This is a genomic window from Lysinibacillus sphaericus OT4b.31, from assembly GCF_000392615.1.
Classification (GTDB): Bacteria; Bacillota; Bacilli; order Bacillales_A; family Planococcaceae; genus Lysinibacillus; species Lysinibacillus sphaericus_B.
This window is the reverse complement of sequence record NZ_KB933398.1, coordinates 2,848,566-2,872,195: the sequence shown is the minus strand read 5'-3', so window position 1 is coordinate 2,872,195 and position 23,630 is coordinate 2,848,566. Positions and strand designations below refer to the sequence as shown.

Annotated in this window: 22 protein-coding genes and 2 pseudogenes; 21 read left to right on the top strand and 3 right to left on the bottom strand. The window is 38.0% G+C overall.

The genetic code is table 11. The features are described from left to right. Positions 1 to 30 precede the first annotated feature (30 nt). From H131_RS13180 to H131_RS13145, 8 genes are all read left to right on the top strand, one after another. Positions 31 to 261 carry a hypothetical protein gene (locus tag H131_RS13180; RefSeq protein ID WP_010859658.1) on the top strand — a complete coding sequence of 77 codons (231 nt, stop codon included), beginning with the start codon at positions 31 to 33 and terminating at the stop codon, positions 259 to 261. 140 nt (positions 262 to 401) lie between these two features. Continuing rightward, on the top strand, positions 402 to 986 hold the full coding sequence (locus H131_RS13175; RefSeq protein WP_010859657.1) for a TetR/AcrR family transcriptional regulator: 585 nt from the start codon (positions 402 to 404) through the stop codon (positions 984 to 986). 53 nt (positions 987 to 1,039) lie between these two features. Continuing rightward, positions 1,040 to 2,419: an MDR family MFS transporter gene (locus H131_RS13170; RefSeq protein WP_010859656.1), complete on the top strand. Its 1,380-nt coding sequence runs from the start codon at positions 1,040 to 1,042 to the stop codon at positions 2,417 to 2,419. A gap of 302 nt (positions 2,420 to 2,721) precedes the next feature. Further along, entirely contained in the window at positions 2,722 to 3,342 is a 621-nt protein-coding gene (cdaS, locus tag H131_RS13165; RefSeq protein ID WP_010859655.1) for a sporulation-specific diadenylate cyclase CdaS, read from the top strand. 95 nt (positions 3,343 to 3,437) lie between these two features. After that, positions 3,438 to 3,881 (top strand): MarR family winged helix-turn-helix transcriptional regulator, encoded by a 444-nt coding sequence (locus H131_RS13160; RefSeq protein WP_010859654.1) that lies wholly within the window; start codon positions 3,438 to 3,440, stop codon positions 3,879 to 3,881. A gap of 53 nt (positions 3,882 to 3,934) precedes the next feature. After that, positions 3,935 to 4,876 (top strand): ring-cleaving dioxygenase, encoded by a 942-nt coding sequence (locus H131_RS13155; RefSeq protein ID WP_010859653.1) that lies wholly within the window; start codon positions 3,935 to 3,937, stop codon positions 4,874 to 4,876. Positions 4,877 to 4,890: 14 nt separating this feature from the next. Next, positions 4,891 to 5,946 (top strand): LLM class flavin-dependent oxidoreductase, encoded by a 1,056-nt coding sequence (locus H131_RS13150; protein WP_010859652.1) that lies wholly within the window; start codon positions 4,891 to 4,893, stop codon positions 5,944 to 5,946. A 12-nt stretch (positions 5,947 to 5,958) separates the two neighbouring features. Continuing rightward, complete coding sequence (locus H131_RS13145; RefSeq protein WP_010859651.1) at positions 5,959 to 6,525, top strand: NADPH-dependent FMN reductase; 567 nt, start codon at positions 5,959 to 5,961, stop codon at positions 6,523 to 6,525. A gap of 76 nt (positions 6,526 to 6,601) precedes the next feature. On the opposite strand, the pseudogene H131_RS13140 reads toward H131_RS13145, so the two are convergent. Next, positions 6,602 to 7,310: pseudogene (locus H131_RS13140) on the bottom strand (DUF2332 domain-containing protein). A gap of 189 nt (positions 7,311 to 7,499) precedes the next feature. Between H131_RS13140 and H131_RS13135 the strand changes: the two are divergent. Next, positions 7,500 to 7,775 (top strand): YuzB family protein, encoded by a 276-nt coding sequence (locus H131_RS13135; protein WP_010859648.1) that lies wholly within the window; start codon positions 7,500 to 7,502, stop codon positions 7,773 to 7,775. A 223-nt stretch (positions 7,776 to 7,998) separates the two neighbouring features. On the opposite strand, the gene namA is transcribed toward H131_RS13135, so the two are convergent. Then, complete coding sequence (gene namA, locus H131_RS13130) at positions 7,999 to 9,009, bottom strand: NADPH dehydrogenase NamA (RefSeq protein WP_010859647.1); 1,011 nt, start codon at positions 9,007 to 9,009, stop codon at positions 7,999 to 8,001. Positions 9,010 to 9,055: 46 nt separating this feature from the next. Beyond that, positions 9,056 to 9,862, bottom strand: coding sequence for a pyrroline-5-carboxylate reductase (proC, locus tag H131_RS13125; protein WP_010859646.1), 807 nt, complete (start codon positions 9,860 to 9,862; stop codon positions 9,056 to 9,058). 387 nt (positions 9,863 to 10,249) lie between these two features. Between proC and H131_RS13120 the strand changes: the two genes are divergently transcribed. The 12 genes and pseudogenes from H131_RS13120 to H131_RS13070 all read left to right on the top strand — a co-directional run bounded on the left by H131_RS13120 (position 10,250) and on the right by H131_RS13070 (position 23,616). Then, the gene (locus H131_RS13120) at positions 10,250 to 11,197 is read left to right on the top strand and encodes an MBL fold metallo-hydrolase (protein WP_010859645.1); all 948 of its coding nucleotides are present in this window, start codon (positions 10,250 to 10,252) and stop codon (positions 11,195 to 11,197) included. A gap of 8 nt (positions 11,198 to 11,205) precedes the next feature. After that, positions 11,206 to 11,961 carry an SDR family NAD(P)-dependent oxidoreductase gene (locus H131_RS13115; RefSeq protein ID WP_010859644.1) on the top strand — a complete coding sequence of 252 codons (756 nt, stop codon included), beginning with the start codon at positions 11,206 to 11,208 and terminating at the stop codon, positions 11,959 to 11,961. Positions 11,962 to 12,292: 331 nt separating this feature from the next. Continuing rightward, positions 12,293 to 13,486, top strand: a complete 1,194-nt coding sequence (locus H131_RS13110) for an argininosuccinate synthase (RefSeq protein ID WP_010859643.1) — start codon at positions 12,293 to 12,295, stop codon at positions 13,484 to 13,486. 162 nt (positions 13,487 to 13,648) lie between these two features. Next, on the top strand, positions 13,649 to 15,046 hold the full coding sequence (argH, locus tag H131_RS13105; protein WP_010859642.1) for an argininosuccinate lyase: 1,398 nt from the start codon (positions 13,649 to 13,651) through the stop codon (positions 15,044 to 15,046). A gap of 340 nt (positions 15,047 to 15,386) precedes the next feature. Beyond that, positions 15,387 to 15,653 (top strand): carboxymuconolactone decarboxylase family protein, encoded by a 267-nt coding sequence (locus H131_RS13100; protein ID WP_010859641.1) that lies wholly within the window; start codon positions 15,387 to 15,389, stop codon positions 15,651 to 15,653. A 537-nt stretch (positions 15,654 to 16,190) separates the two neighbouring features. Next, positions 16,191 to 16,559 (top strand): GntR family transcriptional regulator, encoded by a 369-nt coding sequence (locus H131_RS13095; protein ID WP_010859640.1) that lies wholly within the window; start codon positions 16,191 to 16,193, stop codon positions 16,557 to 16,559. 7 nt (positions 16,560 to 16,566) lie between these two features. Next, positions 16,567 to 17,646 carry a DUF1648 domain-containing protein gene (locus H131_RS13090; protein ID WP_010859639.1) on the top strand — a complete coding sequence of 360 codons (1,080 nt, stop codon included), beginning with the start codon at positions 16,567 to 16,569 and terminating at the stop codon, positions 17,644 to 17,646. Between the two features lie 13 nt (positions 17,647 to 17,659). Further along, positions 17,660 to 18,940 carry an alpha/beta hydrolase gene (locus H131_RS13085; protein ID WP_010859638.1) on the top strand — a complete coding sequence of 427 codons (1,281 nt, stop codon included), beginning with the start codon at positions 17,660 to 17,662 and terminating at the stop codon, positions 18,938 to 18,940. A 245-nt stretch (positions 18,941 to 19,185) separates the two neighbouring features. Then, positions 19,186 to 19,314: pseudogene (locus H131_RS25435) on the top strand (sigma factor-like helix-turn-helix DNA-binding protein); the annotation flags it as partial. Next, complete coding sequence (locus H131_RS13080) at positions 19,304 to 19,552, top strand: hypothetical protein (RefSeq protein ID WP_010859636.1); 249 nt, start codon at positions 19,304 to 19,306, stop codon at positions 19,550 to 19,552. The pseudogene H131_RS25435 and the gene H131_RS13080, both read left to right, overlap by 11 nt. A gap of 121 nt (positions 19,553 to 19,673) precedes the next feature. Then, positions 19,674 to 21,344 carry a sensor domain-containing diguanylate cyclase gene (locus H131_RS13075; protein ID WP_010859635.1) on the top strand — a complete coding sequence of 557 codons (1,671 nt, stop codon included), beginning with the start codon at positions 19,674 to 19,676 and terminating at the stop codon, positions 21,342 to 21,344. 295 nt (positions 21,345 to 21,639) lie between these two features. Then, complete coding sequence (locus tag H131_RS13070) at positions 21,640 to 23,616, top strand: AraC family transcriptional regulator (protein WP_010859634.1); 1,977 nt, start codon at positions 21,640 to 21,642, stop codon at positions 23,614 to 23,616. Positions 23,617 to 23,630 lie beyond the last annotated feature (14 nt).

Genomic DNA, 23,630 nt, shown 5'->3' with positions numbered 1-23,630 from the left:
CGTATAATTAAGTAAAAGGGGTGTGGTTGTATGGATCAACAAAAAATGCCACCAGCTGTATTACGTTTACTTGTTATTTTTCCAAACGTGCTGAGCTATTTATTATTAGGCGGACTTATTATTTATGTTACGACAAACTATGAAATACTGAAGTCAACAGAAAGCTTGAAAGTATGGCTAATCTTCATTGTAGTCCTTGCACCAGCAGCTGCTTTTACTACATATAGTATTGTCAAGAAAATTCGTGCCGGCCATATGTAACATCCAAATGTATTCAACACACGTCATGGTAGATCCGAATGGCGTGTGTTTTTTTATTAGCCTAATTACGAATGATTGACAGCATGAAAGAAGTCATCTATATTTTTGTTAGTCATAACTAACATTTAGGAGGTCATACTTTGAGAAAAAATACCGCAGACAAAATTTTAGCGTCAGCACTTGCATTGATGACCGAACGTGGTTACAACAATGTTTCTGTGAAAGAAATTGCCTTAACAGCAGGTGTCAGTGAGATGACTGTTTTTCGTCATTTTGATACAAAGATGGGGATATTACATTCACTTATTCAAACGTATTCTTACATTCCGTACTTCGAACATTTCTTTTTACATGAATTGACTGGTCATTTAAAAAATGATTTGCAGCAAATTGCTCACAGCTATTTAACGTTTATGGAGAAAAATAAACCTATTTTTCTTATTGCCATTCAAGATCGAAGCATATTACCAGAGTTAATAGATATAATTTCTGATAATAATACACGTCAACTACAAAATTTACTGGCCAGCTATTTTCAAAAATTAATCGAATTGGGGCACATGAAGAAGGAAATCGATACAAAAGGGCAAGCGATTGTTTTTTTAACGGGATTGTTTGGCTTTTTCGTGTCGAATGCGATTTGGGAGAACCATTTTCTAAAAGATCAGCAAGAAAATTTTGTTCAAGATACAGTAGAAGTTTTTATGAAGGGAGTGCAAGCATAGTTTTATTTTTTTTAAAAATGTTAGTTATTACTAACTAACTAAGGGAGGAAAAGATGAAAAACATAACGGCAAGTAAGAAAATTTTAGTCGTCGCTATTTTACTAGCGGCTGCGTTTGTTTCAATTTTAAACCAGACCTTATTATTAATTGCGATGCCACCAATCATGCATGATTTTCACATTGATGCGAATCTAGCGCAGTGGTTAACAACCGTCTATTTATTGACAAATGGGATCCTAATACCAATTACTGCTTTTTTAATCGGGCGTTTCTCAAACCGTCTATTATTAATGTCTGCACTTAGCTTATTTAGCATAGGTACGATACTAGGCGCATTTGCACCATCCTTTACCGTATTACTTGTAGCGCGAGTGATACAGGCTGCAGGGGCTGGGATTATTATGCCTTTAATGCAGACAGTTTTATTGTTCATGTACCCAAAAGAGCAACGAGGTTCGGTGATGGGGCTTGCGGGGCTCGTTACTGGATTTGCTCCAGCAGTGGGTCCAACTTTAGCGGGCTGGGTTATTGAGCATTTTACGTGGCGGCATTTATTTTATATGGTATTTCCTGCGTCAATAGCTGTGTTGTTACTTGTTGTTTTATTTATGAGGAATGTAACACCTCAAAAAAATGGTCAGCTAGATAGTCTTTCTATCGCGTTATCTTCTCTAGGATGGGGAGGGTTACTATATGGCTTTAGTTTAGCTGGGACAGTTGGTTTTACTGATGCACAAGTGTTTGTTCCATTAGGGGTTGGAGGTATAGCTCTTTATGTATTTATTAAAAGACAGCTTGCGTTAGCAAATCCTATGCTTGAGTTTCGTGTTTTTCAATCGAAGACCTTTACAATTAGCACAATTTTATCCAGTTTAGTATATGCGTTAATGATTGGCACGCAAATATTATTAACATTTTACATTCAAAATGTACGCGGTCTTTCTGCACTTGAAACGGGGCTAGTTCTATTTACGGGAGCTCTAGTAATGGGCTTTATGTCTCCTGTGACGGGTAAAATTTTCGATAAAATTGGTGGAAAGGAATTGGCGATTGTCGGGTTTTCTCTTATTGTGCTTGCTACAAGCATGTTAGTAACAGTAACTATGAATACAGCCCTATGGTTGTTGGCACTGCTATTTACATTTATTTCTTTAGGCATTGCGATGATTATGATGCCACTTACTACTGCTGGTATGAATGCTCTACCTACTAATTTAATGGCTCATGGAACTGCCATGAATAGCACATTAAGGATGGTAGGGGGAGCCATTGTAACGGCTTTGCTTGTTACTGTAATGAGTACCGTCATAACATTTAGAGAGCAGGATGTACTAGAGGTAGCGATGTTACAAGGAATCCAGATTGCCTTTATTACAGCCACTTTACTAAGTATTTGTGGGCTAGTATTGTCATTCTTTATAGTCCAAGAATAATCGTTCAAGCATTTAATTATGAAATGGATCGTGTCAAATAAAATGTTGTAGAAAAATCCTTTGGCAGTTATTTTGCGCCAGGCTATGGTTTAATAGCTGAAATTAGTGCACAATTTATATCTTATTGACCCAAAAATAGGCGACTACTTGTTCACATATGAACAGGTAGTCGCCTTATTATTTTGAAAATAAAGGAAGGGATTGGCGAAATGCCTCCAAAGCGAATAAAAAAAATCCAGATAGAGAGACTAAATATAACAAGAGGTGATCCATCATTATATTAGAAAAGAGGCGTGTTTTTTGTGAATCAATCAAATTGTGATTTTTCACCAATGAAACAAACGGTAAAAGAAGAACTTAGTCAAGTCATCATGTCCATACAGCACAGTATAGAATTAATGGATACAGAATCAAAATGTCTGCTTGGAGATTTTGAAAAAATCAAAGAGAAATTTATTACGATTGAAATGCAGGCTGCGACATTCTATTTAAATTGTTATTTGTCTCCGTTTACTGAAAAATACCCAGAGCTATCAAATTGCGTACAAAATATGTCTAAGAGAAGACATGGTGGGCTCATTGTGATTCAAAGAGAAGATGCACTTGAATCTTTCTTAAAACCTGGTATCCATATCGGCGCAGACTTAACGCATTCATTATTGGAATCTATTTTTTTCCCAGGAAATCCACTACATGATGGAGCTGTATTAGTGAGCCACAATAAAATTGTGTCAGCAGCAAATGTTCTTCCACTTTCAGATATTTATACTGGCGAAAAGAAACTAGGCACAAGACATCGAGCTGCAATCGGATTAAGTGAACGAAGTGATGCACTTATTATGGTCGTGTCTGAGGAAACAGGAAGAATTTCATTTGCTTTTAATGGAAATTTGCATCCAATTACAACGCATGGAATTCTTTAAATTAAAAATATCTCTAATTCGAGATATTTCCCTTGCTTGTTTATCACTTGCGTGGTAAAGTGAGAGTACAATACAAAGCAGGGAGGACAAAAGTGATGCGAAAACATACACTGGGCTCACTTACATGGTTGCGTATGATGCGCTTTACAAATCAAAGTAATCAGCTATCCAATGACTTTTTAAAGCGCTTTGATTTAACAACCGCACAATTTGATGTATTAATTCAAATCAAAACATATGCACCGTTAACGCAATCAGCGTTAGCAGAGAAAGTTACGGTTACGCAAGGTGGCATATCTCGGATGCTTGCTCGACTTGAAAAGGACGGTCTGATTGAGCGTAAGCAAAATTGGAAGACAAAAACAATTTCGTTAACGTTAAAGGGTGAGCAGATGATTGATGCAGCGACACCAAGTCAGCTTCACTTTCAATCCTCATTTTTTGAAGATGTATTAACAGAAGAAGAGCAGAAATCATTATATACACTCATGTCAAAGATAGAAAAGCATAGCCGAGAAAAAAAATTACCACTCGTGTGATTTTTTTTACACCATCACTTGCTTAGTCAAGTGAAAATAAGGAGGAAGCACTTATGCAAAAATTAAGTGGACATCATCATATTTCAATGTTAACAAAAAATGGAAAACGAAATAACGGTTTTTATACAAAAGTCCTTGGCTTACGTCGTGTGAAAAAAACTGTCAATCAGGATTCACCGTCTATGTACCACTTATTTTATGGAGATTTAACAGGCGCTGCTGGAACTGAATTATCCTTTTTCGAAATGCCTGTTGCTGGCCGTACAGTACGTGGGACAAATGCGATTACACGCATTGGCCTATTAGTACCAAACTATGAAAGTTTAGTTTTTTGGAAAAATCGTTTTGAGCTCCTAGAGGTGCAACATAGTGAGATTACGATATATGCGGGCAAAGATGCCTTGTTTTTTGAGGATCATGAAGGCTTGCGAATGGTGCTATTAAATCACCACAATCAAGAGACACCTACCGATTGGCAAGCATGGGAAAGTTCAGATATCCCTGTGGAGCATCGCATTTTAGGTATGGGTACAGTAGAAATGACAGTACGTTATTTAAGTCGTACAGTGACTTTACTACAAGAACTATTTCATTATACAGTTGTCACTGAAAATGAAAAAGAAGCTCGCCTTCAATCTATTGCAGGGGAAACACTTGGCGAGATTGTCGTTAAAGAACTGGAGGGACCAAGTGAAAAACCTGGTCGAGGAAGTATTCACCACCTAGCTTTACGTGTAGCAACAGTGGAAGAACTTCAAGAATGGGATGCCTTAATTAAAGCGCGCGGTTTAGAAAGTACAGGCGTTGTAGACCGCTATTATTTCCAAAGTCTTTATTTTAGAGATCGTAATAACATTCTATTTGAAATGGCAACAGACGGTCCAGGGTTTACCGTGGATTCCCCTGTAGAAGATCTTGGCAAAGAGCTTGATTTGCCTCCATTTTTAGAGGGAAAACGAGCTGAAATTGAAGCAATTTTAGAACCATTAGATTAAAGGAGAGAACAATAATGGAAAAATATCGTATAGACCAATCAAAAGGGATTGAATTTGGACTTTATTCGTTAGGGGACCATATTCCAAATCCATTAACAGGTGAACGAATTTCTGCACAGCAACGTCTTCAAGAGCTAATCGAAGCAAGTCAATTAGCAGAGCAGGCAGGCATTGATGTATTTGGAGTTGGTGAAAGTCACCAATCGTATTTTACAACACAGGCACATACGGTCGTTTTAGGAGCGATTGCACAAGCAACGAAAAAAATTAAAATAGCAAGCTCTGCAACGGTGCTGAGTGTATCTGACCCTGTACGGGTATATGAGGATTTTGCGACGATTGATTTAATTTCAGATGGACGTGCGGAAATTGTTGCTGGGCGAGGTTCTCGCGTCGGTGCCTATCACTTACTTGGCGTCGAACTTCAGGATTATGAAGAAATTTTTGAGGAAAAGTTGGAACTACTAAAAAAGATTAATGACGAAGAGCTTATCACTTGGGAAGGGCAATACCGTGCACCTCTTCACAATGCTCAAATTTTGCCACAACCGAAAGATGGCTCCCTTCCAATTTGGCGTGCGGTGGGGGGACCACCTGCCAGTGCCATTAAAGCAGGATATATGGGTATCCCGATGATGTTAACAACATTAGGAGGGCCAGCCGTGAACTTTAAACCATCTGTTGATGCCTATCGTGAGGCGGCAGAACGAAGTGGTTTTGATGCACAAGAATTACCAATTGCTACAACAAGCTTATTTTATGTAGCTGACACAACAAAAGAAGCATTACAAGGTATGTACCCACATATTAATGGTGGCTTCCAGGCAATTCGTGGCGGTGGCTATCCAAAGCAGCAATTTGCTCAAGCTACCGATACACGAGATGCACTGATGGTCGGTAGTAAGGAAGAAATTATCGAAAAGATACTCTATCAATATGAGCTTTATGGTATGCAACGTTTTATGGCACAAATAGATTTTGGTGGTGTACCATACGATAAAATTATGAAAAACATCGAAATCATTGGCAATGATATATTACCAGCGATTAAAAAATATACAGCAAATTAAGGAGATCACTACATGAAAATCGTAGCACTAGCCGGTTCAATTGTCGGCTCTAAAACAAAAACAGCGATGTCAAAAGTCGTTGAAATGCTTCACCAAAAATACCCCGAGCATGAAGTAACGTTACTTGATCTCGCTGACTACAATATGGAATTTAGCGATGGTCGAAACTATTTTGAATACGAGGGCGACACAAAATATGTAGCAGAAACAATTATGGCTGCTGATGCACTAATTATTGGCACACCAACATTTCAAGCATCAATTCCTGCAACTTTAAAAAATATTTTTGACTTACTACCTGTAAATGCCTTCCGAGATAAAACTGTGAGTACAGTCGTTACTGCGGGCACATCTAAGCATTATTTAATGGTGGAACAGCAATTAAAACCGATTCTTGCTTATATGAAAGCACATATTGTACCGACCTATGTTTTTATAGAAGAAAAGGATTTCTTACGTAAAGAAATTTTCAATGATGACGTTCTTTTCCGCTTAGAGCGTTTGGCTGAGGATACAGTTATGGTAGCCGATGCTTTCGCAGAAATTCGTGCAAAAAAAGATGCGGAGTATGGCTTTTAGAGGTGAAAGTATTTCTAATAGATTTTAATTCAATAGACGCTGCATGAGGATTTTCCTCTTGCAGCGTTGTTTTATATTAATTGTTTGCCCACGTAAACCACCGTGCATGACCGTCCGGTTGATCCATTGTGCGAACTGTTGTTATTTCTGTTTGATGAATAAAGTCTTGATGCAGTTGGTAATCAAACAAATTATTATAACAATGATAAAGTGGTCTTTGCTTGCTTATTTCTTGTAAGCATTCTATCAATTCAAGTCGTAACGCACTAGGTATTTGATTTGCAACATGTGTATGGTAGACAACCAAAATGGCTTGTTGATCAATAGTACTACTAATCTCTTTTAAGATGTTAATGGCATCGCCTCTTAAAAGTTGTATATCAAGTCCTTTTAAAATAGGGATTGCTTTATTTAACATGGAACGTCGTTCATGATGTTCAGGCCAAATTAACGCCTGTAGCCAACGAAGTTCTGCCTCATTATGGACATCAATTGGATTTAAATCAATGCCGATACGCTGACCAACAACAATTGAATTACTAATGGAATGTGGTAATTCTTCACCTTGATTATCCGAGGTCAATACTAGGTCACTTGCTGAATTTATTACAGATAATTTTCGATTATAGGTATAGTTATATTGATCCATGCAGCTGCAAGCCCGCACTTGCGCCAATTTCTAGAAAAGCGAGCGGCTTTTGATGTTTTGCATAAATTTCTGTCATCATCGGATAAAGGTACGCGCAGCGACGAATTTCATTTGTTGGCACAAGCTTTGCCTGCATGATAACCTTCAATTCATCTAAGTGAGAAAGTACGAACTTTGGTGTACAGCTGCCAACAATAAATGGAATACCAATGTGATATGAACAATTACTATAATTTCTTTAATAATATTCGTCTTTATTGATATAATTTATTTGCACAATTTATTTAATCGTGTGGAAGTAAACGTCAAAGGGAGTGTAAATGATATGGTGTTTTCTTTTTTTAAGAAAAATAAAGAGCCACAACAATTGAAAAATAGAGTGGAGTTTTGCATAACGAACTTATCACTTGGTGCAGCAGATGCCTATGATGTATTAATGGAGCGACCAGATATTGAAATTGAAGAATCAGGCTGTACATCGCACTGTGAAGTTTGCGAGCAAGGTATATTCGCTATTGTCAATGGAGAAGTGATTACGGCGGATGATGCTGAGACATTAGTGCAAGCAATAGATGAGGAAATTAATCTAAATCCTCTTTGAGAGCACATTATAGCGGGTAGTGATGATGATGGATGATAGAAAAGGTACTAGAGTGTATTTACGAAAATCGAAGAAAATGACTTGCGGATGTTCATCAATACGTTTGTTAGGAGACTGGTTGTGAATGTCAACCTAGGTTGTTCTTATTAAAAGAGACTGTGACATGTAATTCATAAATCACAGTCTCTTTACTTTGTTAATGATCTGTAAAGAGGGTACTTAATTACCAACCTCTAATATATTGCACGGGTGGTGTCACTTCTTCGCCTAATTCCTTTGCAGCATGTAGTGGCCAATAGGGTTCACGTAATAGCACACGGCCTAAGAAAATCAAGTCGGCACGATTATTTTGTAAAATTTCCTCTGCTTGAATAACGGTTGTAATAAGACCAACTGCACTTGTTGGAATATCAGCACCTTGCTTAATCATTTCAGCATGTGGCACTTGATAACCTGGGAACACATGGATGTTGGCTTGAACGACGCCACCTGTTGAGACATCGACTAAATCGACAGCCTGTGATTTCATCCAGCGACTGAATACGATAAAATCTTCCATTGTTGTGCCATCCTCGGCATAGTCTTCAGCGGAAACACGAACGAGCAGTGGGCCATCCCAAACACTACGAATTGCATCAATAACTTGGCGCAATAAACGATAGCGATTTTCCTGTGAGCCACCGTATACATCGGTGCGCTTGTTTGCTGCTGGAGATAAAAATTCACTAATTAAATAGCCATGTGCCCCATGAATCTCAAGTGCATCAAAACCAGCTTTACTCGCACGAATGGCTGCTAGTTTAAAAGCTTCAATAACTTTTTCGATATCTTCTATTGTCATTTCAGTTGGTGTTTTATAGGCATCACTAAACGCAATGGCAGATGGTGCAAATATCTCTCCTTCAATTGATGCTTTACGGCCTGCATGTGCAAGTTGTATCGCTGTTGTTGCTCCATATGCTTTCATCCCATCCACTAACTGTGTTAAACCTTCAACATGAGCATCATCCCAAATACCAAGATCTTTGTTTGAAATACGCCCTTCAGGTACTACACTTGTAGCCTCCACAACGATTAATCCTACTTGGCCAGCTGCGCGTGTTGCGTAATGCACAACATGAAATGGTGTCACTAATCCATCGTCCTGAGCAGAGTACATACACATCGGTGCCATGACGATACGATTTTTTAAAGAAATATTTTTTAATTGATATGGGTCGAATAATTTAGTCAATGCAAAGTCCCCCTAATCCCTAGTAGTTAACTCTATTTTGCATGGATTACTTGCTTTTTGCAAGTGAACGAGATCGGGCTTCCGCTTCTTTGATGCATGCGGTAATGGCTTCATTAAATTGGTATTGTTCAAGCGCTTTAATGCCGGCTTCCGTTGTACCACCTGGGCTTGTAACTTTTTTACGTAGTACATCAGGTTCATCAACAGATTGTTTTAGCATTTCAGCAGTACCAGCAAGGGTTTGCGTCATCAGTAGTCGTACAGTATCTTTTGTAAGACCCACCTCTGTACCGACACGTTCAAAGGCTTCCATAAGGTAATAAATATAAGCTGGGCCACTTCCAGAAAGTGCAGTAACGGCATGTAGCTGGTCTTCTTCGACTTCAATGACTGATCCAACGGCCTCTAATAATTGCAGAAACATGGTACGATGTTCAGCTGAAACTTTATCGTTAAATGCAATGCCGCTTGCTGACATCCCAATCGTTGCAGAAGTATTAGGCATTACACGTGCTACCGGGCGCAAGCCTAAATCTTCTGTTATAGTGTTAATGGCAATACCAGCTAAAATAGATAGAATAGCCGTGTGTTGGGAAATTTTTGGTTTCAGTTCTTGCATGGCAACAGTGGCATCCTTTGGTTTCATCGCTAAAATGATTAGATCCGCCTGCATATAAATGTCATTATCAATCAAATAGTTCACGCCGTATGAGTTGTGTAAGAATTGTAGGCGCTCTTTATCTGAGCGATTGGTGACATATATCTCTTGCGCTATGAATACCTTCTGCTTAATCCAGCCTTGTATTAATGCTTCTGCCATTGAGCCTGCGCCAATAAATAGTATTTTTTTCATAAGAAAAACCTCCAGTTCAAAATAAAAAGCGCTCTCGTCCTTACATAGAAGGACGAAAACGCTGTCGTTTCCGCGGTACCACCTTTGTTTGCCAATTGGCACAACTCATAGCCCTTTTATCGCAAGGGGGACGGTTATGTTGTCATAACTGCTCAGAAGTAGGTTCGGTAATGGGAGTGGGTGATGTTACTTGCAGCAAATGTAACACTCTCTAGAACACCTTCACCAACTACGTACTTGGCTTCCTCAACGCACATAAATAATTAGATTATTCAAAATTATATTGATAATACGTCCTCCTGTCAACAGGAGGGTGACGAAAGAGAGAAAAACTTGTAAAATAGAATGAATCGGTATTCATAAGTAGCATTTAAGGGGGAAACAGCTTTGTCTATACACAAAATTGAAATACCAACACCCTATGAAGTAGGAGATGTTAATGCATTTGTTGTCAAAGGGGATGCACTAACAATTTTTGATGTTGGTCCAAAAACAATGGAAGCATATGATGCTCTGAAATGGGGGATTCGGGCAGCTGGTTTTCAGTTGCAAGATATTGAACAGGTTGTGTTAACCCATCATCACCCAGATCATGCAGGTTGGGTGGATGCGTTTCCGCATGCAGAGATTTTAGGGCATGCCTATAACGATAAATGGCTACGTCATGACGAAGAATTTTTACGTTATCATGAACAGTTTTATAGTGAGTGTTTGTTTGAACATGGTGTCCCTCGTGAATATATTCAACCTAGTGTCCATGTACGTCGTGAATTAGAGCTCGTAGGGGAACGACCGTTGACACAAATTTTAAATGACGGTGATGAAGTACCTGGACATCCTGGATTACAGGCGTTTGAAACATTAGGACATGCGCAAAGTCATTTTATTTTTTGGGATGAAAAATCACATAATGTTATTGGTGGTGATTTACTGCTTGAAAAGATTACACCGAATCCATTAATTGAACCACCATTAGATCGTTCAATAGGGCGCACGAAATCGTTATTGCAATATAATGCATCACTTGCAATTCTGCGCCAATTACCCGTAAAAACAATGTATACAGGGCATGGTGCAGATTTACAAGATATTCCACGTTTAATCGATAAGCGACTTGAACGCCAACATCAGCAATCACTGAAGGTTTTAGAGTTGTTCGACGAAGATCAGTTAACAGTCGTGCAAATGACACAACGTTTATATCCAGCCATTTTTCAGCATAAACTTGGTCTAACGCTTTCTAAAACACTGGGTCATATAGACTACTTAGAGGCAAACCACCTTGTGACATCTATGAAAAATGATGAAGGTGTCAATCTGTTTAAACGAAAGTAGGTTTATACATGAAAATGAATAAAAAGACAATCTTTGTTACTGGTGCCACTAGTGGCGTAGGATTGAAAATTACAGAATTATTAGTTGCACAGGGTCACTTGGTCTATGCTACAGGACGCAATGCAGTAGCTTTAAAAGCACTAGAACGATTAGGCGCTAATGTTATCCAAGCTGATTTAACAACACTTACAGCAATTGACGAAGTTTGTGCACAGTTACCAACGCTTGATGTAGCTATTCTTTCCGCGGGGGTTGGTAAGTTTGGCATTGCACCAGCGTTATCGGATGAGGCTATTACTCAAATGGTGGAACTCAATGTCAGTGTGCCAATTTACTTAGCAAAACGTATAGCAGCTCCTATGATAGAATGTGGGCGGGGCCAGCTTATTTTCATTGGTTCACAGGCAGGGAAGGTAGCAACACCAAAGGCTAGTGTTTACGCAGCAACAAAGCATGCTATTGTTGGTTTTACAAACGGCCTGCGTATGGAACTGGCACCATATAATGTAAAAGTTACTGCGATTCATCCTGGCCCTATTGATACACCTTTTTTAGATAAGGTAAATGATGAAAGTGGTTATCGAGCGTCTTTGGGTAGATTTTTACTCACGCCTGAAGAAGTTGCACAAGCTACGATAAAAACAATTGAACGCCCTGTACGAGAGGTTAATTTACCACGTATTATGGGATTATCGAGTAAGTTGTATGCTTTAGCGCCGGCCACAATTGAATTTTTAGGTAAGCCATTTTTTAATAAGAAATAACTATAACAGCTTAGATGATGCCTTACTTACTAGAGGAGTCGTTTCAATTGATTTTTGAGACGGCTTCTCTTTTTCGTTAGTAGATCATTTTTTTATATTGTATACATTAGCGTGATTAGGAATTAATCGTATTTTCGAGTAAAAAGATTTACTGTTCCAACAGTAGCTAAAAACATGTAATGACTGACTTTTATGATTAAACACAAAAGTCTATTTTTTTATAAAAATACACTTGTTTTTATTTTTATAACATGATACTATTCGTGTATAAACTTTTAATAGAATGTATAAAAATACATATTCTATAGAGCAATTGGAGGCGCATTTTTTCATGGTAAATAAAAAAGTAGTATTAGCATATTCAGGCGGTCTTGATACTTCAGTAGCAATTCCTTGGTTAAAAGAACAAGGTTGGGACGTTATCGCAGTTTGTCTTGACGTTGGTGAAGGAAAAGATCTTGAATTCATTAAAAACAAAGCGCTTCAAGTAGGTGCAGTTGAGTCTTACATGGTGGATGCAAAGGACGAATTCGCAGAAAATTATGCACTAGTATCTTTACAAGCGCATACTTGGTATGAACAAAAATATCCATTAGTATCGGCTTTATCTCGTCCACTTATTTCAAAAAAATTAGTGGAAATCGCCAACCAAGTGGGCGCGGACGCAGTTGCTCACGGTTGCACAGGTAAAGGGAATGACCAAGTGCGTTTCGAAGTTTCAATTAAAGCATTGAACCCCGATTTAGAAGTTTTAGCACCTGTTCGTGAATGGGGCTGGAGCCGCGATGAGGAAATCGAATACGCAGCGAAACACAATGTACCAATTCCTGCAACACTTGATTCTCCGTTTTCAATCGATCAAAATCTATGGGGCCGTGCAAATGAAGCAGGCGTAATGGAAGATCCTTGGGTAGCACCACCAGAAGAAGCTTACGGTTTAACAGTTTCTGTAGAACAAGCACCAAACGTAGCACAATATGTAGAAATCGAATTCGTAGCTGGTAAACCTGTTGCTTTAAACGGCAAAGAAATGAAACTAGCTGATTTAATTCAAGAATTAAATGCAGTTGCTGGCGCACACGGTGTTGGCCGTATCGATCACGTAGAAAACCGTTTAGTTGGTATTAAATCTCGTGAAGTGTACGAAATTCCAGGTGCAAAAGTACTGTTAACTGCCCATAAAGAGCTTGAGGATTTAACACTTGTAAAAGAATTAGCGCATTTTAAACCTGTAATTGAGAAAAAATTATCTGAATTAATCTATGATGGTTTATGGTTCTCACCATTACGTGATGCACTTGAAGCATTCTTAAAAGAGTCACAACAATATGTAAATGGTACTGTTCGAGTGAAACTTTACAAAGGCCACGCAATCGTTGAAGGACGTAAATCGCCAAATTCTTTATACAATGAAAAACTGGCAACTTACTCAAAAGAAGATGCATTCAACCATGCTTCAGCAGTTGGTTTCATCGAATTATGGGGCTTACCAACAGTTGTCAATTCTTCAGTAAATAAAAAATAGTCAAGAAAATTGTTTGGCACCGAACCGCTGCTTGCGAACCCGAGGGATTGCAAGTAGCGAGGAGCTAGACTAGAGCTAGACACAACGAAAAACCTAGGTGTGGTGTAGCAGCGCGCTGTACTGCACCTTTTCGATAAGTAATAAAGGAAAAGGTGAGCTGTTATGAAAAAACTTTGGGGCGGACGTTTCCAAAAATCAGCAGAAGCATGGGTTGATGAGTTCGGCGCATCTATCGGCTTTGACCAACAACTTGTAATGGAAGACCTAGAAGGTAGTGTAGCGCACGTTACAATGCTTGGGGCAACGGGTATTTTACCAGCAGCAGATGTTGAGAGCATTCTTGACGGCCTTGCACAATTACAGGAAAAAGCAAGCGCAGGTGAGCTTGAATTTAGCGTTGCGCAAGAGGATATCCATTTAAACTTAGAAAAAATGTTGATTGATTTAATTGGCCCTGTTGGTGGGAAACTGCATACAGGTCGTAGCCGTAATGATCAAGTGGCAACGGATATGCATATTTTCTTGAAAAAACGTGTGCAGGAAGCAGTCGGCTTAATCGAGACATTCCAAAAAACGTTACTTGAAAAAGCACAAGAGCATGTTGAAACAATTGCTCCTGGCTACACACACTTACAACGTGCACAACCCATTTCGTTTGGCCATCATTTAATGGCGTACTTTTGGATGCTTGAACGCGATAAGCAACGCTTTACAGAGTCTGTAAAACGCATTGATATTCTACCTTTAGGTGCTGGAGCGATGGCAGGGACAACCTTCCCAATCGACCGTCTAAAATCTGCGGAGCTACTTGGTTTTTCACAAGTGTATGCAAACTCAATGGATGCGGTAAGCGACCGTGATTTTATCGTAGAATTTTTAAGTAATTCTTCATTACTAATGGCCCATTTATCGCGTTTTGCTGAGGAAATTATCCTTTGGTCAACAGATGAATTCAAATTTATAGAGCTAGACGATGCGTTTTCAACCGGCTCTTCGATTATGCCACAAAAGAAAAATCCTGATATGGCAGAGTTAATTCGCGGAAAAACTGGTCGTGTTTACGGTAACTTAATGGGCTTATTAACAGTGTTAAAAGGTACACCGTTAACGTACAACAAAGATATGCAGGAAGACAAAGAAGGCATGTTCGATACCGTGCATACCATTCTTGGCTCATTGAAAATCTTTGAAGGTATGATACGCACGATGTCTGTCAACACTGAGCGTCTGCACAAGGCAGTACACTCAGACTTCTCAAATGCAACGGAACTTGCGGATTACCTTGCAACAAAAGGGATGCCATTCCGTGAAGCACATGAAGTAACAGGCAAACTAGTCTTTACATGTATTCAAAAGGGTATCTATTTATTAGATTTACCAATTGAAGACATGAAAAAAGAAAGTAAGCTCATTGAAGCGGATATTTACGATGTGCTAGCGCCTGAAGCGGCTGTTCGCCGTCGTCATTCATTGGGTGGAACTGGCTTTGATCAAGTAAAGATCCAAATTGAAAAAGCCAAGAAGTGCCTGGCACCCACACAATTTACACACAATTCATAACTTTGCGTGCATGTCCTCGTGACTTTTGCATAGAACTTCATTAAAGCTGTCCCGTGAGGCACTATGAACAAACCATTTCCTTTTTCGCTGGAGCCAGAGGGTGACACGAAAAAGAGCACCTTACATATGTGAAGGACAATCCCCAATTCTGGAGACGCGGAATTGGGGTTTTTGTATAAAAAATTTACTTAGCTTAAAACTGGGAGGTATTTGAAATGACTGAACGTTTTACAAAGGGGGTTAGTAACGATTAAACAATATATCACTGAAGAAGAAGCCACTCACATGGTAGAATCAGACGCACTTTCTGATATAGCGCCAGATTTACGCAAGATGATTATTGATTTTTGCCTATGGTGATATCTATTCACGACCAGGGCTAGATGCAAAAAAACGTGCACTTGTCGTGATAACTGCAGTTGTTACACAAGGTGCTACACCACAAACAAAAACACATATTACAAGAGGCTTACATGCAGGTTTAACACCAATAGAGATTGTGGAAGCACTGTTGCAATTAGTGCCATACATTGGCTTTCCACGTGTGCAAAATGCACTTACGATAGCACAGCAAGTTTTTCAAGAAAAGCAACTAATGGTAAAATAGTAGTGTTAATAGCACGAGGCGTAGAACTATGTGCTGTTTTGGTTTAAGGTGATCGATACAATGCTAAACGGAGATAAATCGCTAAACCAGTAAATCCACATTATAATGCGATAAAAGTTTAACCAAATACTGAAATAAAAAAATTGTGAATAACGTGTATGACTTCAATAAATAGCGCTCATACTGTTAAAGGTTACACTTATTCATCTATTGTGATGAGGAGGATGCAGAATGAGTAGTCCAACACCAGTAGACAAAGAATCTCAGGAAAGTCCGCCACAGCTGTATAAGGTGGAGCTTCAAAAAACTCAATGAATTGGTAACACAGAGCTTACTCTGTCTTGCTATATCTTGAGGTCTGAAGCAGAAGCCGAACAGTAACAATCAACTAGAGGTAATAAGTGTCCTCGGACCCAGAATGATTCTGGGTCTTTTTTATGTTTTTCCAAATTTATTTGACTTTACGTGTAAAACTGTATTACTCTATGTACGACAGATTCTGTTTGGTATAATGCAATACAGATGGGAGGGGAAATGATGCACATTCATTTAGATACAAGCAGTGAATTACAGCTATATAAACAATTGGCGAATCAGCTGATTGAGTTAATTGCCATGGGGGAGCTGAAAAATGGTGATACATTGCCTTCTGTTCGAACAATGGCTGCAGATTTAGGCATTAACGTTAGTACAGTTAGTAAAAGTTACCATGAGCTTGAAGTCAAAGGGCTCATTGCATTAAAGCCAAAAGCAAAGGCTATCATTATAGGTGGACAACAGCGGGAGATAGAGGAAGGTGAAATAGAAAAAGCGTTAAAGCCCATTGTAGCAGAGGCCTATGCACGTGGTCTTGAAAAAGATCAAATCACGACGCTTTTCAATCGCATTTTAAAACAATGGAAGTAGGGATTCGATGCGTTTTGAATTAGCTATTTTTATCTTTTTGACAATCTTACAAGCCATGACACCTTATTTCACAAGAAAAACGGCAGTGTTTGGTGTTTTCATTCCAGAACCTTTTGTACAACATCACCAACTACTAAAATTCAAAAAGCAATATAGTAAGTGGTTGGGAAGTCTTGGTGGCGTTTTTACGTTACTACAAATCATATTACTTTTTACATCTATCTCAGAAGGAACATGGATTTTTATATCATTCATCCTGCTTTATATGATGCTGATATTATCATCACTATTGTATATGGTCTATCATGCCAGAACGAAGAAGTTGAAGCAAAAAGAGGATTGGGAGGGTCATGTAAAGACTGTGCATGTTATGGATGTTTCGTTGCGAGCACAAGATGAGACCTTACTACCAATTTTCTATACAGTACCAATTATAATTACGTTAGCACTAATAACGTATACATATATGCATTACGCTACAATTCCTGATGTATTCGCTACACATTGGAATGCCCAGGGGGAGATAGACGGTTGGACAGAGAAGACTTGGATTTCTGTCATTGAGTTACCACTTCTTTTGCTTGGTATGCAACTTACGTATTTACTATTGGGTATAGGTATGAAAGGTGCCAAGATACAATTAAGTGCACAGGAAAAGGAAGCATCAGCTAATCGAGAACGTCATCAGAGAAAATATGGAAGTTGGTATTTAGCAGCTATTAATTTAGGTGTTACCATTTTGTTGGTTGTTTTACAGTATACAACAATCATTTTGCAAAACGAAACAGCCTCTTATTTTTTCCCTCTTTTTATCGGTTTCATGATGTTAACATTTAGCGGGCTACTGCTCTTTATTTGGCGAATCAGAAAAAGTAATGAGCGTTTTGATACGATTAATACAAATGAAACGGTCCCAGGGGATGATCTGTACTGGAAGTGGGGTATTTTTTACATAAATAAGGATGATCCAGCGCTACTTATACAAAAAAAATTTGGTATTGGCTGGACAGTTAATCTTGGGAATAAATGGAGTTTCGTCATTATACTTCTTACATTGTTACCTATATTATTAATCATTTTTATATAAGGGAGGAAATGTTATGAAAAAACTTTTAGTAGTATGCTTTATCGCATTATTATTAGTTGCCTGTACGCAAAAAGAAAAGGAAACTCATGTCGATAAGACAGAGGAGGTCAATGACATGAATGAACAGTTAATAGGGAAATGGGCAGGTGATATCGAGATTCCAAACGGTCCGCTAGCAATTATTGTGGACTTACAAAAAAACGATGGTTCGTTTTCCGTGCCAGCGCAAGGTTTAAGTAATTATCCATTTAAAAGCGTGAAGTATGATGGTAATCAGGTAAGTGTCTCCATCAACTTAAATGGCTCAGCTATTAAAATTGATGGTGCATTAAAGGGACAGCAAATCGAAGCTACTTTCAATCAAAATGGTGGGAAATTTACACTTTTATTAAAACCATATGAAGAACAGCCCGTATCTTACGAGACAATCACAGTCCCTGTTAATAATGGTGATTTAACAGTGGCGCTTCAAAAGACTAGTAAGAAGCCGTCACCAGTAGTGCTTATTTTAGCAGGTTCTGGTCCAACAGATAAGGATGGTAATTCAGCGATTGCTGGTAAAAATAATAGTTTAAAAATGCTTGCCGAAGGATTAGCGAACGAAGGTGTTGCTACTGTTCGATACGATAAACGTGGTATTGGTGATAATCTGTCCTTGTTGACAAAGGAAGAGGATGTGTCAATCGATCAATACGTAGACGATGCTGTGCAAGTGATTAATACCCTTTTAGCAGATAAAGCCTATTCTAGCGTTCACATTATTGGACATAGTGAGGGCTCTCTTATTGGCATGCTCGCGGCACAAAAAACAAGTGTAGAGTCTTTCGTATCAATTGCAGGGGCAGGTAGACCGATTGATGAAATATTAGAAGAGCAATTAGCAGGTCAGTTAACGCCAGCATTAATGAAAGAAACAACGAATATTCTTAGTTCGTTAAAAAAAGGTTTGCTCGTAGAAAATGTTTCTCCAGAGCTACAAGCTTTGTTTAGACCTTCTGTGCAACCGTACATGATGTCTTGGTTAAAATATAATCCAATTAGTGAACTTCAAAAACTCAATAGCCGAGTTTTAATTATTCAAGGAACAACTGATATTCAAGTGAAAGGGACAGATGCTGAAGCATTAAAGAATGGAAAAAAGGACGCTGAACTGTTATCTGTTGAGGGGATGAATCACGTCTTGAAAACGGCACCAGCAGATCGCGAGGGCAATTTAGCGACGTATGCAAATCCAGCATTGCCACTACATCAGGATTTACTACCAGCTATTCACAGATTTATTGTCAGTGACTAGTTGTGAAATTTCACGCTTACGGAGTGGTTATAATTAGGGGAATCTCGTCGTATTGATTGGTCTCACGGTTTGCACTTTCGTATAAGCAAATGGAGTATCGTTTTAAGTAAGTAAAGAGTAAAGAAGAAGCATGCTTAGATACCATAGTCTGAGCATGCTATTTTTGCGTTCGTAAGCTCAAGGAGCAGAGAACGTACTGCATCTATATTGGTGCCCAACAGACCTTCTTCGATAATCAGGATGTGCATCATGATTTACCCCAGCATGATATCGCGATGATATTATCTATTCCAATAGGTACGGTTAAATCGAGGCTACATAATGCCATGAAGTTTTTAAAAGAGGAACTAAAGGAGGATTTCGATGCTAAATGATGAATTTCACAAAGACCCCCAATTAACAACCAGCTTAGATCAATATGAAGTGGTAATACCAAATCAACTAATCAATTTTAAGAAAAGTCGTTGGCAGCGCTTCATTCAATATTTAGCTTATCCCACGAAAGACCCTTTGGAGCCAATCTGCACATCTTCAGTCGGATTTACTTTATTAAAAATAGTACCTTTAGTATTAGCCATATTTATGACAATCCTGCAAATTTTACTGCAATAAAAATGACGGACTATTAACTTTCTCACTGCCACAATCATTAGGTTGTGGTATTTTTAATAAATGAATTAAAAATTTTTAATAATTTTGTTATATATGGTTAGTTTTTTATGGAGGGAAAGGCTTGCAAATTTTTAAAAAATTTCAATGGCACAATACGATAAAAAGTCAACTTCGTAGAGGACACATTTTTATTACTTTTATCATTAGTTTATTTATTTTTATTCCTACTCTTTTTATCGAATATCAGCAAACCATTAAACATCAGAATGAAGAGATGACTAATTATTTAGACGCCCAAACCTATTTTTTTGAAAGCTGGTTAACGGAGCGATCAAGAGATATTCATACCATTGCCAATTTAGATTTTGTGAGAGGTTATAAATATGAAATATCCCGGTCTTTTTTTCAAGAGTTTAAAGAGCAATCAGATTTTGCTGATTTAATCTTTGTCAATAAAGAAGGTATTGTACAATTTGATACAGTTACCGAGTATCGTAAAAATGGTGTAGGCGTTGATGTGAATGATCGGAAGTATTTTCAAATCGCTAAGGAAAAGAAACAGCAATATATAACGGATATTCTAATTAGTAAAGTAACCAAGCAACCAATTATTGCTTTTGCTTCACCTATCCTGGATGAGAAACATCAATTTAATGGTGTTGTTTTTGGAACCGTTAATTTAAAAACAATCGATCAGTTATTACATGAATCAAGAGTTGGAATTTTGGGGCATGCATATATCGTCAATCAAGATGGGACATTGCTTACGGAATTCGAATCCAATAACAAAAAAAAGTTAGCAAATGACCAAAATCTAGATGTGTTAACGCAAAATTATTTGATTGATGAGCATATTCTTGCGACTGTTCAGGATTATTCTACACAAGCGCTCAATATCTACAAAGACACTAAGGGCGAATGGGTTTTGGCTAAAAACAAGCCGATTAATCAAGGGACATGGTACATTATTTCAGAAGTCAAAGTGCTGGAAACGTATATGCCATTGGTAAAAAGATTCGCGCTGTTAGCAATCTGTATTGTATTGGGCACTTTTTTCACCATTAAAATCATGCTGCTTATTAATAGTAGTATCGAGGAGCCGATTCAACAACTGCTTAAAGGAGTTGTACAAGTGAAACAAGGACACTACGATTATAAAATTAATGAACAACAGTTGGCACCTTATGCTAAAGAGTTTCAGGAGCTTTGTGCGTCCTTCAATGAAATGAGCGCAAAAGTAGAAGAAGATACAATTTTACTGAGGGAACTATCTATCACTTGCCAGCTGACGAAGTTATATAATCGTCGTTATCTGATTGAGCATGGGGAGCATGTATTTCACGAATGTGTCAAAAAAGAAAATCATTGTTCCTGTATAGCCATTGATATCGATTTTTTCAAAAAGGTAAATGATACTTATGGACATCTAATTGGTGATGAGGTGTTAAAGCATGTTGCTAAAATAATTACCGAATCTGTACGAAGTATAGATATTGTAACCAGATACGGGGGAGAAGAATTTGTCATCTTGTCACCAGCTACATCCTTAGAAAGTTCTAAGAAAATAGCGGAAAAAATAAGAAAAAATGTTGAAGAACATCCATACAAAATGGCTGACCAATTGATTGAAATGACAGTAAGTATTGGCATTGCTGAATATACTTCATCTAGGGATATATCAACACTTTATGAAATGATTGATAAAGCCGACCAAGCCCTTTATGTCGCAAAAGAAAGTGGTCGAAATCAGCTTAGAGTGTATGATAGTGCTGGTAAAATTGCAGAGCGTTAGCAGTTGGATATAATGTTGGTGGTGCAACTTGAAAAAATTGCTAGCATTGCTTCGATAAAAGACTGACATTTTATAAATGACAACAAGCCCAGAGATTTTTCTGGGCTTTTTTCTTGGAAATGATTTTAGAAGAACTCCATTTCATCGCCGCTATATAGTAATACTACTTATTTCGAATGTTGAAGAAATTCAAATATATTTTCATTTTTTATTTGAGAACGATTATCAATTAGGTGAATTTCTGTTAAAATATATGGATAACAATGGTTTAGGTCAGAAGGAGTGCATGAACTCGATGAAACTAAGTGATCATCTATTACTGTGGAATCACGCTTACATAAAAATAATGGATGTACGTTATACGGTTATGGGGCAAGGGGAGGATTTACGTGCCTATCGTTTACCAGCAAGTGCTTTCCTGTACACAATGCGAGGTAGTGCCCAAGTGCGGATGGATAGCAATATACATATAGCTAAACAATTTCATGTTCTTCACGGAGGCAAAGGAGTGTCCTTAGACATCATTGCTGAGAGAAATTTTGAATACTGTATGATTTTATATAAAGCAACACTCCCGTTGCCCTATCGTCAAGAAATTTTAGCATTATTGGATAATAATAATCCTTTCCAATATCAATACGCTTTTGCACCACTTTATCCGCTTTCTCTATTTGATACGATGGAGCAAATCATTAATGATTGGCCCCAATCAAATAACAATGAATTGGAAAAATTGCATATCAAGTCATTGTTCTATCAATTTGTTTATGAACTGTTACGACAAATGCATGTACAAGGAATTGAACCGTTCAAGTCTGATTTAGTAGAACAGGCTGTTCGATATATAGAAGAAAATTACAGTAAGCCCATTACACTAGAATCCATAGCGAGGGAACTTGCGTGTAGTATCGGCTATTTATCGAAGTTGTTTAAAGAAAAAATGCATACAAGTCCAATTCAATATTTGGGTGGAATCCGAGTAAACAAAGCGGCAAAACTACTGTTACAGACTGATGCAACTTTGCAGGACATAGCTGAAAGTGTGGGCTATCTTGATGGACATTCATTGAGTCGCAGTTTTAAACGCCATAAGGGTGTATCTCCTGTACAATTTAAAACGCAATGGAAACAAAGGCATCAAAATGAAGATTTGCCCTTATTGGGAAGAAGATATGCTATTCTCCCGCATAAATTTCAATGGTATATTGATGATGAAATTGAAAATCATTATCAATACAAAGGAGAAATGGAAATGTCTAAGTACAAAAACATGAAATTAAAAGCAATGACGTTGTTTATGTGTCTGTCATTGCTGCTAGGCGCATGTTCTGGCGCTACGAATACCAATGGAGGCTCGCAATCATCGACAAATAATGTGGAAACACAATCAAATAGTGGCCAAGAAAGTACACAACAAGCGAAGACACGAACTGTATCTACAATGAAAGGTGATGTAGAAGTACCAGCAGAACCACAGCGTGTAGCAGCAGATCAATATATGGGACAGCTATTAAAACTGGGGATTATTCCTATAGGTGTGCGAGAAGGCATGTTGAGTGAAGGATGGATTGAAAAATCAGGGATTCACAAAGAGACGCTTGCTAAAATTGAAAATCTAGGTGGCTTTCCGATGAATCCAGAAAAATTGATTTCGTTAGAACCGGATTTAATTATTGGCTCAATAGAAGAAAATATAGAACAATACGAAAAAATTAGCACAACGGTGTTTTTACCGTATTGGGAAGGTTTGTCTACTGCAGGACCATTAGAAAAGTTCAAAAGAATTAGTGAAATATTCGGGAAAGAGCAGGAAGCAGATCAGTGGATAAATGAATATAAACAAAAGGTTGAGGATGCTCGAAAACAAATTGAAGGTATCATTAAAGAAGGAGAAACGGTATCCGTAGTTCAACTAAGCTCCACAGGTATATATGTGTTAGCTGCTGAAGGAGGTAACTATGGCAGTACAACGATTTATCAGATGTTGAAACTCCCTCCTACAGAACAAGCTTTAAATATGAAGGAAGGGTTTGAAAATATCTCTCTTGAGGTATTGCCTGATTATCTGGGGGATCATGTATTTGTTTATGTGAATTCTAAAGAAGATTCGGAGGAAATTTTAAACAGCGCTATTTGGAAGGGAGCTTCAGCCGTAAAAAATGACAATGTTTATATGTACGGTCAATTTGATGATGAGTTTGTGATGGAAGATCCGTACTCTTTAGAACTTCAACTTGAAACGATTGTTAATATTCTATTACAAAAAAAGTAGTCTACTAACAAAGG